The organism is Alkalilacustris brevis, from assembly GCF_003350345.1.
In the GTDB taxonomy this organism is placed as follows: Bacteria; Pseudomonadota; Alphaproteobacteria; order Rhodobacterales; family Rhodobacteraceae; genus Alkalilacustris; species Alkalilacustris brevis.
This window is the reverse complement of sequence record NZ_QNVJ01000020.1, coordinates 161,521-175,682: the sequence shown is the minus strand read 5'-3', so window position 1 is coordinate 175,682 and position 14,162 is coordinate 161,521. Positions and strand designations below refer to the sequence as shown.

Genomic DNA, 14,162 nt, shown 5'->3' with positions numbered 1-14,162 from the left:
GCTGATCGCCCCGATCGCCATGGAGGAAAAGCTCCGCTTCGCAATCCGCGAAGGCGGCCGCACCGTCGGCGCGGGCGTCGTCTCGAAGATCATCGCGTAACCAAGGCCATGGCGGGGGCCTGGCCCCCGCCACCTGTCAGCCCGAGGGCAAGAAAATGCAGAGCCAGAATATTCGCATCCGGCTGAAGGCCTTCGATTACCGCGTGCTGGATGCCAGCACCCAGGAAATCGTGAACACGGCCAAACGGACCGGAGCGCAGGTTCGCGGGCCGATCCCGCTGCCGAACAAGATCGAGAAGTTCACCGTGCTGCGCGGTCCGCATGTCGACAAGAAGTCGCGCGACCAGTGGGAAATCCGCACGCACAAGCGGCTGCTCGATATCGTCGATCCCACCCCGCAAACGGTGGACGCGCTGATGAAGCTCGACCTCGCCGCCGGCGTGGATGTCGAGATCAAGGTTTGAGGGAGCACGCAAGATGCGCTCTGGAGTTATCGCCAAGAAGCTGGGCATGACCCGGCTGTTCATGGAGGACGGACGGCAGGTGCCTGTCACCGTTCTTCAGCTAGACACCTGCGAGGTTGTCGCGCAGCGCACCGCCGACAGGGATGGCTATTCGGCCGTTCAACTCGGCTCGGGCTCTGCCAAGGCCAAGCGGACGCCGGCCGGTATGCGGGGGCATTTCGCCAAGGCGAATGTCGCGCCCAAGCGCAAGCTCGCCGAATTCCGTGTCAGCCCCGAGAACTTGATCGGCGTGGGTGAGGAAATCACCGCCGACCACTATTTCGAGGGCCAGTTCGTCGATGTGGCGGGCACCTCGATCGGCAAGGGGTTTGCTGGCGCGATGAAGCGGCACAACTTCGGCGGCCTGCGGGCCAGCCACGGTGTGTCGATCAGCCACCGCAGCCACGGCTCGACCGGCCAGTGCCAGGACCCTGGCAAGGTGTTCAAGGGCAAGAAGATGGCCGGTCACATGGGGGCCGCGCGGGTGACCACGCAGAACCTGCAGGTGGTCAGGACCGACAGCGAGCGCGGCCTGATTATGGTCAAGGGCGCTGTTCCCGGCTCCAAGGGCGGCTGGGTGACCATCAAGGACGCGGTCAAGAAGCCGTTCCCCGAGAATGCGATTCTGCCCGCTGCCCTGAAATCGGCCGCCGAAGCCGCGCGCAAGGCTGCCGAGGAGGCCGCCTCCGAGGCCGCCGCCGAGGAAGAGGCCGCGCGCCAGGCTGCCCTGGCCGAAGAGCAGGCCGCGATCGAGGCGGCCGAGGCCGACGAGGCGAAATCCGCGCCTGAAGGAGGCGAGAATGAAAGCTGAAGTGATCAAGCTTGACGCCGGGAAGGCGGGCGAGATCGAGCTCGACGACGCCATCTTCGGGCTGGAGCCGCGCGCCGACATCCTGCACCGCGTGGTGCGTTGGCAGCGTGCGCGCGCCCAGGCGGGCACGCACAAGGTGAAGACCCGGTCGGAAACGAGCTACTCGACCAAGAAGATCTATCGCCAGAAGGGCACCGGCGGCGCACGCCACGGTGACCGCAACGCGCCGATCTTCCGCAAGGGTGGTGTCTACAAGGGGCCGACCCCGCGCAGCCACGCGCATGACCTGCCCAAGAAGGTGCGGGCCCTCGGCCTGCGCCACGCGCTGTCGTCCAAGGCGGGCAGCGGCAAGCTGGTGGTGCTCGATACGGCCGATATGGCCGAGGCGAAGACCGCGCAGCTGGCCAAGGCCGCCAAGGAACTCGGCTGGCGCAAGGTGCTGGTGATCGACGGGGCCGAGGTGAACGAGAACTTCGCCCGCGCCGCCCGCAACATCGAAGGTATCGATGTGCTGCCGTCGATCGGGGCGAATGTCTATGACATCCTCAAGCGTGACACGCTGGTGATCACGCGCGCGGGTGTCGAAGCTCTGGAGGCTCGACTGAAATGAGCGCGAAGCCCGAACATTACGACGTGATCCGCAAGCCGGTCATCACCGAGAAGGCGACCATGGCCTCGGAAGGCAATGCCGTTGTCTTCGAGGTTGCGATCGATGCCAACAAGCCCCAGATCAAGGAGGCTGTCGAGGGCCTCTTCGGGGTCAAGGTGAAGGCGGTTAACACAACCATCACCAAGGGCAAGGTCAAGCGGTTCCGCGGCCGCCCCGGCCGCCGCAAGGATGTCAAGAAGGCCTATGTGACGCTCGAGGAAGGCAACGCTATCGACGTCACCACCGGCCTCTGATAAGCAAGCGCGACTCGGCGGCCCTGGTCATTCAGGGCCGCCGGCATTTTGGCGGTTTCGCCGCCGCAATATCAACCGGACCTTATGGTCTGAAGCTGACGGAAGACAGAAAGCATGGCACTCAAGTCGTACAAACCGACGACGCCGGGCCAGCGTGGGCTGGTTCTGATCGACCGTTCGGAGCTTTGGAAAGGTCGTCCGGTGAAGGCCCTGACCGAGGGTCTCACCAAGAAGGGCGGCCGGAACAACACCGGACGGATCACTGCACGCCGTATCGGCGGGGGCGCGAAGCGCCTTTATCGCATTGTCGATTTCAAGCGTCGCAAGCATGACATCCCGGCCACGGTGGAGCGGATCGAATACGATCCCAACCGTTCGGCCTTCATTGCGCTGATCCGTTACGAAGACGGTGAGCAGGCCTATATCCTGGCCCCGCAGCGTCTGGCCGTTGGCGATAACGTGATTTCGGGCGCCAAGACCGACGTCAAGCCGGGCAACGCCATGGCGTTCTCGGGGATGCCGCTGGGCACGATCGTTCACAACATCGAACTCAAGCCGGGCAAGGGCGGCCAGATCGCGCGTGCCGCCGGCACGTATGCCCAGTTCGTCGGCCGCGACGGCGGCTATGCCCAGATCCGCCTGTCCTCGGGCGAGTTGCGCATGGTTCGTCAGGAGTGCATGGCGACCGTGGGCGCGGTGTCGAACCCCGACAACTCGAACCAGAATTTCGGCAAGGCCGGCCGCACCCGCCTTCAGGGCAAGCGTCCCGCCGTGCGCGGTGTCGCCATGAACCCGATCGATCACCCCCATGGTGGCGGTGAGGGCCGGACCTCGGGCGGCCGCACGCCGGTCACGCCCTGGGGCAAGGACACCAAGGGCCGCAAGACCCGCTCGAACAAGGCGACGGACAAGTACATCGTCCGCTCGCGCCACGCACGCAAGAAGGGTCGCTAAGACATGGCACGTTCAGTTTGGAAAGGCCCTTTCGTCGACGCCTATGTCTTGAAAAAGGCGGAGAAGTCGCGCGAGTCGGGGCGCAACGAAGTCATCAAGATCTGGTCGCGCCGGTCGACCATCCTGCCGCAATTCGTCGGCCTCACCTTTGGCGTCTACAACGGCAAGAAGCATATCCCGGTCAACGTGTCCGAGGACATGATCGGCCAGAAGTTCGGTGAATACTCGCCGACGCGGACCTATTACGGCCACGCCGCCGACAAGAAAGCGAAGAGGAAGTAAGCGTCATGGGCAAGGAAAAGAACCCGCGCCGCGTGGCCGAGAACGAGGCAATGGCGAAGACGCGCATGTTGCGCACCTCGCCGCAGAAGCTCAACCTCGTCGCTGCCATGATCCGCGGCAAGAAGGTCGAAAAGGCGCTCAGCGACCTGACCTTTTCAAAGCGTCGCATTGCTGGCGACGTCAAGAAATGCCTTCAGTCGGCAATTGCCAATGCCGAGAACAACCACGGGCTCGATGTTGATGACCTGGTCGTCGCCGAAGCCTGGGTGGGCAAGAACATGGTGATGAAGCGCGGGCGCCCGCGTGCCCGTGGCCGGTTCGGCAAGATCATGAAGCCGTTTTCGGAACTCACCATCACGGTGCGGCAAGTCGAGGAGCAAGCGTAATGGGTCATAAGGTCAATCCGATCGGTATGCGCCTGCAGGTCAACCGCACCTGGGACAGCCGCTGGTTCGCCGACTCCAAGGATTTCGGCGACCTTCTTCTGGAAGACTTGAAGATTCGTGAGTTCATCCAGAAGGAATGCAAGCAGGCCGGCGTCAGCCGCGTGATCATCGAACGCCCGCACAAGAAGTGCCGCGTGACGATCCACACCGCGCGCCCCGGCGTGATCATCGGCAAGAAGGGCGCCGATATCGAGACGCTGCGCAAGAAGCTTGCCAACATCACCGACAGCGAGCTGCACCTGAATATCGTCGAGGTGCGCAAGCCTGAGCTGGATGCCGCACTTGTGGCAGACTCGATTGCGCAGCAGCTTGAGCGGCGGGTTTCGTTCCGTCGTGCGATGAAGCGTTCCGTGCAGAACGCCATGCGCATGGGGGCCCTGGGCATCCGGGTGAACGTGGCGGGCCGTCTGGGCGGCGCCGAGATTGCGCGGACCGAATGGTATCGCGAAGGGCGCGTGCCGCTGCACACCCTGCGCGCCGATATCGATTACGCGCTGGCCGAGGCGAAGACGCCTTACGGGATCATCGGGATCAAGGTCTGGATCTTCAAGGGCGAGATCATGGAGCATGACCCGCAGGCTCGTGACCGCCGCCATCAGGAACTCCAGGACAGCGGCGGCGCCCAGCGCCCGCGTCGCTGATCCGACGGCAGGAGAGAAAAGATGCTGCAACCGAAACGGACAAAGTTCCGCAAGCTGCACAAGGGCCGGATCAAGGGCGAAGCCAAGGGCGGGTTCGACCTGAACTTTGGCACATACGGCCTCAAGGCGGTGGAGCCCGAGCGCATCACTGCCCGCCAGATTGAGGCCGCGCGCCGCGCCATGACCCGCCACATGAAGCGTCAGGGCCGTGTCTGGATCCGTATCTTCCCCGACACGCCGGTCACGTCGAAGCCGACCGAAGTGCGGATGGGGAAGGGCAAGGGGTCAGTCGATTTCTGGGCCGCCAAGGTCAAGCCCGGCCGCGTCATGTTCGAGATTGACGGGGTGGGTGAAACTGTGGCAAGAGAAGCGCTCCGTCTGGCCGCGATGAAGCTGCCCGTCAAGACACGGGTCATCGTCCGCGAGGACTGGTAAGGATTTCGTCAGGGCCCCGCCTGTGCCGGGGCTCTGATGTATTTGTTGGAAAAGCGTCGGCAGGCTGCGTGCAGGTCCGGCGACTTCTGATGAGAGGAAATGGCGATGAACGCCGATGAACTGAGAAACAAGACGCCTGACGAGCTGCGTGATCAGCTGCTGTCTCTGAAAAAGGAAGCGTTCAACCTGCGCTTCCAGAAGGCGACGAACCAGCTTGAAAACACCGCGCGGATGCGCACGGTGCGCCGCGATGTTGCGCGCGTCAAGACGATCCTGAACCAAAAAGCCGCTGAAGCGGCGGCGAACTGAGGAGCACGCACATGCCCAAGCGCATACTGCAAGGCAAGGTGACGAGCGACAAGAACGACCAGACCGTCACTGTCCTGGTCGAGCGCCGCTTCACGCACCCCGCGATGAAGAAGACGGTGCGCAGCACGAAGAAATATCGTGCTCATGACGCACAGAACCAGTTCAAGATCGGCGATACTGTCCGCATTCAGGAATGCGCGCCGGTCTCAAAGCACAAACGCTGGGAGGTGGTCGCCAACTAAGGCAACCACATTCCGGTTTGATCGAAACCCTGGGACGCGTTCCCAAAGGTCGGGAGAAACCAAATGATCCAGATGCAGACCAATCTGGATGTCGCTGACAACTCCGGTGCTCGCCGGGTTCAGTGCATCAAGGTCCTGGGTGGGTCCAAGCGACGCTACGCTTCGGTGGGTGACATCATCGTGGTGTCGGTCAAGGAAGCCATCCCGCGCGGTCGCGTGAAGAAAGGCGACGTGCGCAAGGCCGTCGTCGTGCGTACCGCCAAGGAAGTGCGCCGCGAAGACGGCACCGCAATCCGTTTCGACCGCAACGCAGCCGTCATTCTCAACAACGCCGGCGAGCCTCTGGGCACCCGTATCTTCGGGCCGGTTGTGCGTGAGCTGCGTGCGAAGAACTTCATGAAGATCATTTCGCTGGCGCCGGAGGTGCTCTGATGGCTGCGAAGCTGAAAAAGGGCGACAAGGTGATCGTGCTTGCCGGCAAGGACAAGGGCAAGCAAGGCGCGATCACTCAGGTGATGCCCAAGGAAAACAAAGCCGTCGTGGACGGGATCAATGTTTCGATCCGGCACACGAAGCAAAGCCAGACCAGCCAGGGCGGGCGCATCCCGCAGGCCATGCCGATTGACCTGTCGAATCTTGCGCTGATGGACAAGGACGGCAAGGCCACTCGCGTTGGCTTCCGTGAGGAAGACGGCAAGAAGGTTCGCTTCGCCAAATCGACCGGGGAGGTGATCTGATGCTTGATACTGCAACATACACCCCGCGCCTGCGCGCGCTGTATCGCGACACCATCCGCGACGCGATGCGCGAGGAATTCGGCTACAAGAACGTCATGGAGCTGCCCAAGCTTGAGAAGATCGTTCTGAACATGGGCATCGGCGAGGCCGTCAAGGACTCGAAGAAGATCAAGTCGGCCGAGGCCGATCTGGCTGCCATCGCCGGGCAGAAGCCGATCATCACCAAGGCGCGCAACTCGATCGCCGGCTTCCGCCTGCGCGAGGGTATGCCCGTTGGCGTGAAAGTCACCCTGCGCGGTGATCGGATGTACGAATTCCTTGATCGCCTGGTCACCGTGGCGCTGCCGCGTGTGCGCGACTTCCGCGGCCTGAAGGCCACGTCGTTCGACGGGCGCGGGAATTACGCACTCGGCATCAAGGAACACATCGTTTTCCCCGAGATCAACTATGACCAGGTCGACGAGATCTGGGGGATGGACGTGATCATTTGCACCACCGCGAACACCGACGCGGAAGCGAAGGCGCTGTTGAAGCATTTCAACATGCCCATCAACGGCTGACGCGGGAGGGAGACTGAACATGGCTAAGAAAGCAATGGTCGAGCGCGAGAAGAAGCGTCAGCGCATGGTGGCGAAATACGCCGCCAAACGTGCCGAGCTCAAGGCAATCGCCGCCGACGAGAATCGCCCGATGGAAGAGCGCTTCAAGGCGCATCTGAAGCTTGCGCAACTGCCGCGCAATTCTTCACGCACTCGCCTGCACAACCGCTGTCAGGTTTCGGGGCGTCCGAAGGCGTATTATCGCAAACTCAAGATTTCGCGGATCGCGCTGCGGGATATGGCCTCCTATGGCCAGGTTCCCGGCATGGTCAAGTCGAGCTGGTAAGGAGGACAGGTCACATGAACGATCCTCTCGCCGATATGCTGACGCGCATTCGTAATGCGCAGATGCGTGGCAAATCCACTGTCCGTACGCCGGCTTCGAAACTTCGGGCCTGGGTGCTCGATGTGCTGCTCGAGGAAGGCTACATTCGTGGCTATGAGCATGCCACGGACGAGCGCGGTCACCCCGAGCTGGAGATCAGCCTGAAATACCATGATGGCGTGCCGGTGATCCGCGAACTCAAGCGGATTTCCAAGCCGGGCCGCCGCGTCTATGCCGGGGTCAAGGAAATCCCCGAAGTGCGCAACGGTCTTGGTGTTTCGGTCGTCTCGACGCCCAAGGGCGTGATGTCGGACGCAGCAGCGCGAGCCGCCAATGTTGGCGGCGAAGTGCTCTGCCAGGTATTCTGAGGAGGGCTGGAATGTCTCGTATTGGGAAAAAGCCGGTTGAGCTGCCCTCAGGGGTCAGCGCCACGGTGTCCGGCCAGACCGTCGAGGTGAAGGGGCCGAAAGGCACCCGAAGCTTCACGGCGACCGACGATGTGCAGATCACGCTGGATGGCAATGTCATCACCGTCAAGCCGCGCGGCAATGACAAGCGCGCGCGCGAACAGTGGGGCATGAGCCGGACGATGGTTGCCAACCTGGTGCAGGGTGTGACCGACGGCTTCAAGCGTGAGCTGGAACTCAACGGTGTCGGCTATCGCGCCGCGATGCAGGGCAACACGCTCAAACTGTCGCTGGGCTACAGCCACGAGGTCAGCTTCGAGGTGCCGCAGGGCGTGACCGTCACGACCCCGAAGCAGACCGAAGTGCTCATCGAAGGGTCAGACCAGCAGCTTGTCGGCCAGGTTGCGGCGAATATCCGCGAGTGGCGCGCGCCCGAACCCTACAAGGGCAAGGGCATCCGCTACAAGGATGAGTATATCTTCCGCAAGGAAGGCAAGAAGAAGTAAGGGCGCGAAAGATGGCGAACACGAAGCGAAATCTGTTCCAGAAACGCCGCCTGCGCGTTCGGAACAAGTTGAAGAAAACGGCGAACGGGCGCCCGCGTCTTTCGGTGCACCGCTCGAACCGCAACATCAGCGTGCAGCTGATAGACGATGTGCAGGGTGTGACCCTTGCCGCCGCCTCCAGCCTCGAAGCGGGCCTTGGGGTCGTCGGCAAGAACAACGCCGAAGCCGCGGCCAAGGTCGGCTCGGCCATCGCCGAGCGTGCCAAGGCGGCCGGGGTCGAGGAATGCTATTTCGATCGTGGCGGCTTCCTGTTTCACGGAAAGGTCAAGGCGCTTGCCGATGCCGCCCGTGAAAACGGCCTGAAGTTCTGAGGAGACGATAATGGCAAGAGAAGACAACCGCAGGGACCGTCGCGATCGCGAGGAAACCCCGGAGTTCGCCGATCGTCTCGTGGCGATCAACCGCGTGTCGAAAACCGTGAAGGGCGGCAAACGCTTCGGCTTTGCCGCGCTCGTGGTGGTTGGCGATCAGCGCGGGCGCGTTGGTTTCGGCAAGGGCAAGGCCAAGGAAGTGCCCGAGGCCATCCGCAAGGCGACCGAGCAGGCCAAGCGCCAGATGATCCGTGTGCCGCTGCGCGATGGTCGCACGCTGCATCACGACATCGAGGGCCGTCACGGTGCCGGCAAGGTGGTGATGCGCTCGGCGGTGCCGGGGACCGGGATCATTGCCGGTGGTCCGATGCGCGCTGTGTTCGAGATGCTGGGCCTGCAGGACGTGGTTGCCAAGTCGCTCGGCAGCCAGAACCCCTATAACATGATCCGCGCCACGATGGACGGCCTGAAAAAGGAATACAGCCCCCGGATGGTCGCGCAGCGTCGCGGCAAGAAGGTGGCCGAGATCCTGCGCAAGCCGGAAACCGAAGCGGCTGAAGCGTAAGGAGCTGAAGACATGGCAAAAACCATCGTCGTCAAACAGATCGGTTCGCCGATCCGGCGGCCTGACGTGCAGCGCCGCACCCTGATCGGGCTGGGCCTGAACAAGATGCACCGCACCCGCGAGCTGGAAGACACGCCCGCGGTCCGCGGCATGGTCGCCAAGATCCGGCATCTGGTGCAGATCGTCGAAGAGCGCGGCTGACGGCGCCGCACGCCGTATCAGACCGACCAGCAAACACATGGCGCGCGATTTGCGCGCCATGGACATTTGAAACCGCGTTGACCCCGGACGTCGCTTTCCGGGGTCCATCCGGAGAAGGAGCAAGCGACATGAGACTCAACGATCTGCGCGATAACGCCGGCGCCACCAAGAAGCGTATGCGTGTCGGCCGTGGCCCCGGTTCGGGCAAGGGTAAGACCGCAGGCCGCGGCATCAAGGGCCAGAAATCGCGCTCGGGTGTTGCGATCAACGCCTATGAGGGCGGCCAGATGCCGCTTTACCAGCGCCTGCCGAAGCGGGGCTTCACCAAGCCCAACCGCAAGGCCTGGGCCGTGGTCAACCTGGGCCTGATCCAGAAGTTCATCGACGCCGGAAAGATCGACACCAAGGCGCCGATCACCGAGGACGTGCTGGTCGAATCCGGCCTGCTGCGCCGCAAGCGTGACGGTGTGCGCGTGTTGGCCAAGGGTGAGTTCAAGGCCAAGGTGGAAATCTCGGTTTCCGGCGCGTCTCGTTCGGCTGTTTCGGCGGTCGAGGCCGCTGGCGGCAAGCTGGCGGTCAATCCGGCGGCATCCGAGAGCGCATCCGCCGAATAAGCGGTTGTCGGCGGCGTTCAAGCCGCTTACATCTGCGCTCATGGTTTTCCTGCGCCGCCGACCGGGAACCGGTTCGGCGGCGCTGTGACAAGAGAGACAGCGCATGGCATCAGCAGCGGAGCAAATGGCAGCCAACACAAGTTGGGGTGCCCTCGTCAAAGCGACCGATCTGCGCAGGCGGATCCTGTTTGTTCTGGGTATGCTCATTGTCTACCGCGTCGGCACCTATATCCCGGTGCCGGGCATTGACGGGATCGCGCTGCGCGAGTTCATGGATGAGGCCGCCGCGGGCATCGGCGGGATGCTCAACATGTTCACCGGCGGTGCGATCAGCCGGATGGGCATCTTCGCGCTTGGCATCATGCCCTATATTTCGGCCGCCATTATCGTGCAGCTTCTCACGGCGATGGTGCCCAGCCTGCAACAGCTGAAAAAAGAGGGCGAGCAGGGCCGCAAGAAGATCAATCAGTACACGCGCTATGGCACGGTGTTCCTGGCGACCTTCCAGGCTTACGGCCTCGCCGTCAGCCTTGAGGCCGGTGATCTGGTGACCGAGCCGGGCCTGTTCTTCCGCGCCTCCACGGTGATCACCCTGGTGGGTGGCACGATGTTCCTGATGTGGCTGGGTGAACAGATCACCCAGCGCGGCGTCGGTAACGGCATTTCGCTAATCATCTTCGTCGGCATCATCGCCGAGGTTCCCGCCGCGCTTGCGCAATTCTTTACCCAGGGGCGCACTGGCGCCATCTCGCCGGTGGTGATCCTTGGCGTGATCCTCATGGTGGTCGCGGTGCTCACCTTCGTGGTGTTCATGGAGCGCGCCCTGCGCAAGATTCACATCCAGTATCCGCGCCGCCAGGTGGGTATGAAAGTCTACGATGGCGGCAGTTCGCACCTGCCGGTCAAGATCAACCCGGCGGGCGTGATCCCGGCGATCTTCGCCTCTTCTCTGCTGCTCTTGCCGGTGACGGTTTCGACCTTCTCGGGCGCTCAAACCGGGCCGGTGATGTCGACGATCCTGGCTTATTTCGGGCCAGGTCAGCCGCTTTATCTGGCATTCCTCGGCGGGATGGTGATCTTCTTCACCTTTTTCTACACCGCCAATGTGTCGTTCAAGACGGAAGACGTGGCCGAGAACCTCAAGAACCAGAACGGGTTCATCCCTGGCATAAGGCCTGGCAAGCGTACCGAGGAATATCTCGATTATGTGGTGAACCGGATCCTCACTGTCGGCGCGCTCTATCTTGCCGCCGTGGTGTTGTTGCCCGAGATCATCCGCGCCGAGCTGGGGATTCCCTTTTTCTTCGGGGGCACTTCGGTTCTGATTGTGGTTGCCGTGACGATGGACACGATCAATCAGGTTCAGTCGCATCTGCTGGCCCATCAGTACGAAGGCCTGCTTGAAAAATCTCAGCTTCGCGGCAAGCGCCGCGGCGCCAAGAAGGGGCCGTCCCGCAAATGAATATCATTCTTCTTGGCCCTCCGGGGGCCGGCAAGGGCACGCAGGCGCGGCGCCTTGTCGAGAAACGCGCCATGGTTCAGCTTTCCACCGGCGACATGCTGCGCAACGCACGTGCCTCCGGCTCGCCGATGGGCCGCCGAGTGGCCGAGGTGATGGATCGTGGCGAGCTGGTGACGGACGAGATCGTCATTGGCCTGATCGAGGAAAAGCTGGAAAGCGGCGCGCCCGGTGGGTTCATTTTCGACGGGTTTCCCCGCACGCTTGCCCAGGCGGATGCGCTTGAGGCATTGCTTGCCAGCAAGGGCAAGCGGCTTGGAGCCGCCATCGAGATGAAGGTCGATGATGACGCGCTGGTAGAACGGATCACGGGCCGCTTTACCTGCGGCGATTGCGGCGAGGTCTATCACGACAAGACCCGCCCGACGGCAAAGCCCGGTGTCTGCGATGTCTGTGGCGGAACCGACATGAAACGCCGCGCCGACGATAACGAGGAAAGCCTGCGCCAGCGCTTGATGGAATATTACAAGAAGACCTCACCGCTGCTGGGGTATTACCACGCCAAGGGCCTTCTGGCCGAGATCGACGGACTGGCCGCGCCGGATACCGTCGAGGCGGAAATCGCAAGCGTCCTGTCGGAAGGGCCGGGTGGCTCTTGACGCGTCGGGCAAAAGCCCATAGTGACGCGAACTCGCGATAGAATCGTCTTGACAGAGGCGGAATTTGCGAATCGCCGGTGCGCCGGCGGATCAGTTGGCCCGGACCCCGCGTTCGGGCCTGAGTTGTGAAAAAAGGTTCCGGAAGTACGGAACCGCAACATGAGGACTCCCGCGTGGCACGTATTGCTGGCGTAAACATCCCCACGGGTAAGCGCGTTCCCGTCGCGCTGACCTATATTCATGGCATCGGTCCGGCTGCGGCCGCCGCAATCTGCGAGGCCGTCAACGTCGACACGGCGCGCCGCGTGAACGAGCTTTCGGATGCCGAAGTGCTCTCCATTCGCGAACATATCGATGCCAACTACACCGTCGAGGGCGACCTGCGGCGCGACGTCCAGATGAACATCAAGCGGATGATGGACTTGGGTTCGTATCGCGGCCTGCGCCATCGTCGCAACCTGCCTGTGCGCGGTCAGCGCACTCACACCAATGCTCGTACGCGCAAAGGCCCCGCAAAGGCCATTGCCGGCAAGAAGAAGTAAGGGAAGGCAGGAAAGATGGCTCGTGACAAGACCCGCCTCAAGCGCAAAGAGCGCAAGAATATCGCAGCCGGTGTGGCGCATGTGAATTCGTCCTTCAACAACACCAAGATCCTGATCTCGGATGTGCAGGGTAACGCCATTGCCTGGTCTTCGGCCGGGACCATGGGGTTCAAGGGGTCGCGCAAATCGACGCCCTATGCCGCCCAGCTTGCCGCCGAGGATGCGGGCAAGAAAGCCCAGGAGCATGGTGTGCGGACCCTGGAAGTCGAAGTTCAGGGCCCTGGCTCTGGCCGGGAATCGGCGCTGCGCGCGCTGGCCGCGGTCGGTTTCAACATCACGTCGATCCGCGATGTTACGCCGATTGCGCACAATGGCTGCCGCCCGCCGAAGCGTCGCCGGGTGTAAGACAGATGACCGGAGCGGGCGCGGCCCGTGCCTTGAGAACAAGGCGCGGCCGTGGCCGTTCCACTATTTGATGGACCTCGGGCGTCTGCCATCTTGGACATGGATGGCCGGCAGGAATGGAGGCAGTTCACATGATCCACAAGAATTGGCAGGAATTGATCAAGCCCACCCAGCTTGACATCAAGCCCGGTGCAGATCCGTCGCGCAAGGCGACGATCATTGCCGAGCCGCTTGAGCGGGGTTTCGGCCTGACCCTGGGCAACGCGCTGCGCCGCGTGCTCATGGCATCGCTCCAGGGGGCAGCGATCACCAGCCTCCAGATCGACAATGTTGTGCACGAGTTTTCCTCGGTCGCCGGGGTGCGCGAAGATGTGACCGACATCGTGCTCAACCTCAAGGGCGTGGCCATCCGCATGGAGGTCGAAGGGCCCAAGCGGCTATCCATCTCGGCCAAGGGGCCGGGCGTGGTGACGGCGGGCGACATTTCGGAAAGCGCGGGCATCGAGATCCTTAACAAGGATCACGTGATCTGCCACCTCGACGAGGGGGCCGAACTCTATATCGAACTGACCGTCAACACCGGCACCGGGTATGTCTCGGCCGACAAGAACCGCCCTGAGGATGCGCCCATCGGGCTGATCCCGATCGATGCGATCTATTCGCCGGTCAGGAAAGTCTCGTACGACGTGCAGCCCACGCGCGAAGGGCAGGTGCTGGACTATGACAAGCTGACGCTGAACGTCGAGACTGACGGCTCGGTCAGCCCCGAGGATGCCGTGGCCTTTGCCGCGCGGATCCTGCAAGACCAGCTTCAGATCTTCGTCAACTTCGACGAGCCGGAAGCTGCCGGCCGCCAGGACGATGACGACGGGCTGGAATTCAACCCGCTCCTGCTCAAGAAGGTGGACGAGCTGGAACTCAGCGTGCGTTCGGCCAACTGCCTGAAGAACGACAACATCGTCTATATCGGCGACCTGATCCAGAAGACCGAGGCAGAGATGCTGCGCACCCCGAATTTCGGCCGCAAGTCGCTCAACGAGATCAAGGAAGTGCTCTCGGGCATGGGGCTGCATCTGGGCATGGATGTCGAGGACTGGCCGCCGGAGAATATCGAAGACCTGGCCAAGCGTTTCGAAGACCAGTTTTAAGCGGGGCCGGGCGGTCTTTCGGCCGCCCGCCCCATCACGATCCGGGCAAACCCGCCCCAAGGAGAGCGGCGTTCACGCAGGCGCCGCCGGACAAAGCA

27 protein-coding genes are annotated in these 14,162 nt (G+C 62.6%); all 27 read left to right on the top strand.

All coding sequences use genetic code 11. The features are described 5' to 3' along the window. On the top strand, positions 1 to 100 hold a 100-nt coding region (locus DQ229_RS03505; RefSeq protein ID WP_155326419.1), incomplete at its 5' end, for an EF-Tu C-terminal domain-related protein. A gap of 55 nt (positions 101 to 155) precedes the next feature. Beyond that, positions 156 to 464, top strand: a complete 309-nt coding sequence (gene rpsJ, locus DQ229_RS03500) for a 30S ribosomal protein S10 (protein WP_114964874.1) — start codon at positions 156 to 158, stop codon at positions 462 to 464. 13 nt (positions 465 to 477) lie between these two features. Then, positions 478 to 1,314 (top strand): 50S ribosomal protein L3, encoded by an 837-nt coding sequence (gene rplC / locus DQ229_RS03495; RefSeq protein ID WP_114964873.1) that lies wholly within the window; start codon positions 478 to 480, stop codon positions 1,312 to 1,314. After that, a complete protein-coding gene (gene rplD, locus DQ229_RS03490) occupies positions 1,304 to 1,924 on the top strand; it encodes a 50S ribosomal protein L4 (RefSeq protein ID WP_114964872.1) in 621 nt (206 codons plus the stop codon). Before rplC ends, rplD begins: the two co-directional genes overlap by 11 nt. Continuing rightward, positions 1,921 to 2,217: a 50S ribosomal protein L23 gene (locus DQ229_RS03485; protein ID WP_114964871.1), complete on the top strand. Its 297-nt coding sequence runs from the start codon at positions 1,921 to 1,923 to the stop codon at positions 2,215 to 2,217. The genes rplD and DQ229_RS03485 overlap by 4 nt, the downstream gene beginning before the upstream one ends. A 114-nt stretch (positions 2,218 to 2,331) precedes the next feature. Further along, on the top strand, positions 2,332 to 3,171 hold the full coding sequence (gene rplB, locus DQ229_RS03480) for a 50S ribosomal protein L2 (RefSeq protein ID WP_114964870.1): 840 nt from the start codon (positions 2,332 to 2,334) through the stop codon (positions 3,169 to 3,171). A 3-nt stretch (positions 3,172 to 3,174) separates the two neighbouring features. Beyond that, positions 3,175 to 3,453 carry a 30S ribosomal protein S19 gene (gene rpsS / locus DQ229_RS03475; RefSeq protein ID WP_114964869.1) on the top strand — a complete coding sequence of 93 codons (279 nt, stop codon included), beginning with the start codon at positions 3,175 to 3,177 and terminating at the stop codon, positions 3,451 to 3,453. A 5-nt stretch (positions 3,454 to 3,458) separates the two neighbouring features. Further along, entirely contained in the window at positions 3,459 to 3,839 is a 381-nt protein-coding gene (rplV, locus tag DQ229_RS03470; RefSeq protein WP_114964868.1) for a 50S ribosomal protein L22, read from the top strand. Further along, on the top strand, positions 3,839 to 4,540 hold the full coding sequence (gene rpsC, locus DQ229_RS03465) for a 30S ribosomal protein S3 (protein ID WP_114964867.1): 702 nt from the start codon (positions 3,839 to 3,841) through the stop codon (positions 4,538 to 4,540). Before rplV ends, rpsC begins: the two co-directional genes overlap by 1 nt. 21 nt (positions 4,541 to 4,561) lie before the next feature. Next, positions 4,562 to 4,975, top strand: a complete 414-nt coding sequence (rplP, locus tag DQ229_RS03460) for a 50S ribosomal protein L16 (protein ID WP_114964866.1) — start codon at positions 4,562 to 4,564, stop codon at positions 4,973 to 4,975. Between the two features lie 105 nt (positions 4,976 to 5,080). Beyond that, positions 5,081 to 5,284 (top strand): 50S ribosomal protein L29, encoded by a 204-nt coding sequence (gene rpmC / locus DQ229_RS03455; RefSeq protein ID WP_114964896.1) that lies wholly within the window; start codon positions 5,081 to 5,083, stop codon positions 5,282 to 5,284. An 11-nt stretch (positions 5,285 to 5,295) separates the two neighbouring features. Next, complete coding sequence (gene rpsQ, locus DQ229_RS03450) at positions 5,296 to 5,526, top strand: 30S ribosomal protein S17 (RefSeq protein WP_114964865.1); 231 nt, start codon at positions 5,296 to 5,298, stop codon at positions 5,524 to 5,526. Positions 5,527 to 5,589: 63 nt separating this feature from the next. Continuing rightward, on the top strand, positions 5,590 to 5,958 hold the full coding sequence (gene rplN, locus DQ229_RS03445; RefSeq protein ID WP_114964864.1) for a 50S ribosomal protein L14: 369 nt from the start codon (positions 5,590 to 5,592) through the stop codon (positions 5,956 to 5,958). Further along, positions 5,958 to 6,263, top strand: a complete 306-nt coding sequence (gene rplX, locus DQ229_RS03440; RefSeq protein ID WP_114964863.1) for a 50S ribosomal protein L24 — start codon at positions 5,958 to 5,960, stop codon at positions 6,261 to 6,263. The genes rplN and rplX overlap by 1 nt, the downstream gene beginning before the upstream one ends. Further along, the gene (gene rplE / locus DQ229_RS03435) at positions 6,263 to 6,823 is read left to right on the top strand and encodes a 50S ribosomal protein L5 (RefSeq protein WP_114964862.1); all 561 of its coding nucleotides are present in this window, start codon (positions 6,263 to 6,265) and stop codon (positions 6,821 to 6,823) included. The genes rplX and rplE overlap by 1 nt, the downstream gene beginning before the upstream one ends. Before the next feature lie 19 nt (positions 6,824 to 6,842). After that, positions 6,843 to 7,148 (top strand): 30S ribosomal protein S14, encoded by a 306-nt coding sequence (rpsN, locus tag DQ229_RS03430; RefSeq protein WP_114964861.1) that lies wholly within the window; start codon positions 6,843 to 6,845, stop codon positions 7,146 to 7,148. A gap of 14 nt (positions 7,149 to 7,162) precedes the next feature. Beyond that, positions 7,163 to 7,555 (top strand): 30S ribosomal protein S8, encoded by a 393-nt coding sequence (gene rpsH / locus DQ229_RS03425; RefSeq protein ID WP_114964860.1) that lies wholly within the window; start codon positions 7,163 to 7,165, stop codon positions 7,553 to 7,555. 11 nt (positions 7,556 to 7,566) lie between these two features. Then, positions 7,567 to 8,100, top strand: coding sequence for a 50S ribosomal protein L6 (rplF, locus tag DQ229_RS03420; RefSeq protein WP_114964859.1), 534 nt, complete (start codon positions 7,567 to 7,569; stop codon positions 8,098 to 8,100). Positions 8,101 to 8,111: 11 nt separating this feature from the next. Beyond that, entirely contained in the window at positions 8,112 to 8,471 is a 360-nt protein-coding gene (gene rplR / locus DQ229_RS03415; RefSeq protein ID WP_114964858.1) for a 50S ribosomal protein L18, read from the top strand. A gap of 10 nt (positions 8,472 to 8,481) precedes the next feature. Next, positions 8,482 to 9,036, top strand: coding sequence for a 30S ribosomal protein S5 (gene rpsE / locus DQ229_RS03410; protein ID WP_114964857.1), 555 nt, complete (start codon positions 8,482 to 8,484; stop codon positions 9,034 to 9,036). 12 nt (positions 9,037 to 9,048) lie between these two features. Further along, a complete protein-coding gene (rpmD, locus tag DQ229_RS03405) occupies positions 9,049 to 9,237 on the top strand; it encodes a 50S ribosomal protein L30 (protein ID WP_114964856.1) in 189 nt (62 codons plus the stop codon). A gap of 128 nt (positions 9,238 to 9,365) precedes the next feature. Continuing rightward, entirely contained in the window at positions 9,366 to 9,851 is a 486-nt protein-coding gene (rplO, locus tag DQ229_RS03400; RefSeq protein ID WP_114964855.1) for a 50S ribosomal protein L15, read from the top strand. A 103-nt stretch (positions 9,852 to 9,954) separates the two neighbouring features. Continuing rightward, positions 9,955 to 11,313, top strand: coding sequence for a preprotein translocase subunit SecY (secY, locus tag DQ229_RS03395; RefSeq protein ID WP_114964854.1), 1,359 nt, complete (start codon positions 9,955 to 9,957; stop codon positions 11,311 to 11,313). Further along, positions 11,310 to 11,969: an adenylate kinase gene (locus DQ229_RS03390; RefSeq protein WP_114964853.1), complete on the top strand. Its 660-nt coding sequence runs from the start codon at positions 11,310 to 11,312 to the stop codon at positions 11,967 to 11,969. The genes secY and DQ229_RS03390 overlap by 4 nt, the downstream gene beginning before the upstream one ends. Before the next feature lie 173 nt (positions 11,970 to 12,142). Further along, entirely contained in the window at positions 12,143 to 12,511 is a 369-nt protein-coding gene (gene rpsM / locus DQ229_RS03385; protein WP_114964852.1) for a 30S ribosomal protein S13, read from the top strand. Positions 12,512 to 12,526: 15 nt separating this feature from the next. Further along, positions 12,527 to 12,916, top strand: coding sequence for a 30S ribosomal protein S11 (rpsK, locus tag DQ229_RS03380; RefSeq protein WP_114964851.1), 390 nt, complete (start codon positions 12,527 to 12,529; stop codon positions 12,914 to 12,916). Between the two features lie 131 nt (positions 12,917 to 13,047). Then, on the top strand, positions 13,048 to 14,064 hold the full coding sequence (locus tag DQ229_RS03375; protein ID WP_114964895.1) for a DNA-directed RNA polymerase subunit alpha: 1,017 nt from the start codon (positions 13,048 to 13,050) through the stop codon (positions 14,062 to 14,064). The last annotated feature ends 98 nt before the right edge of the window (positions 14,065 to 14,162 follow it).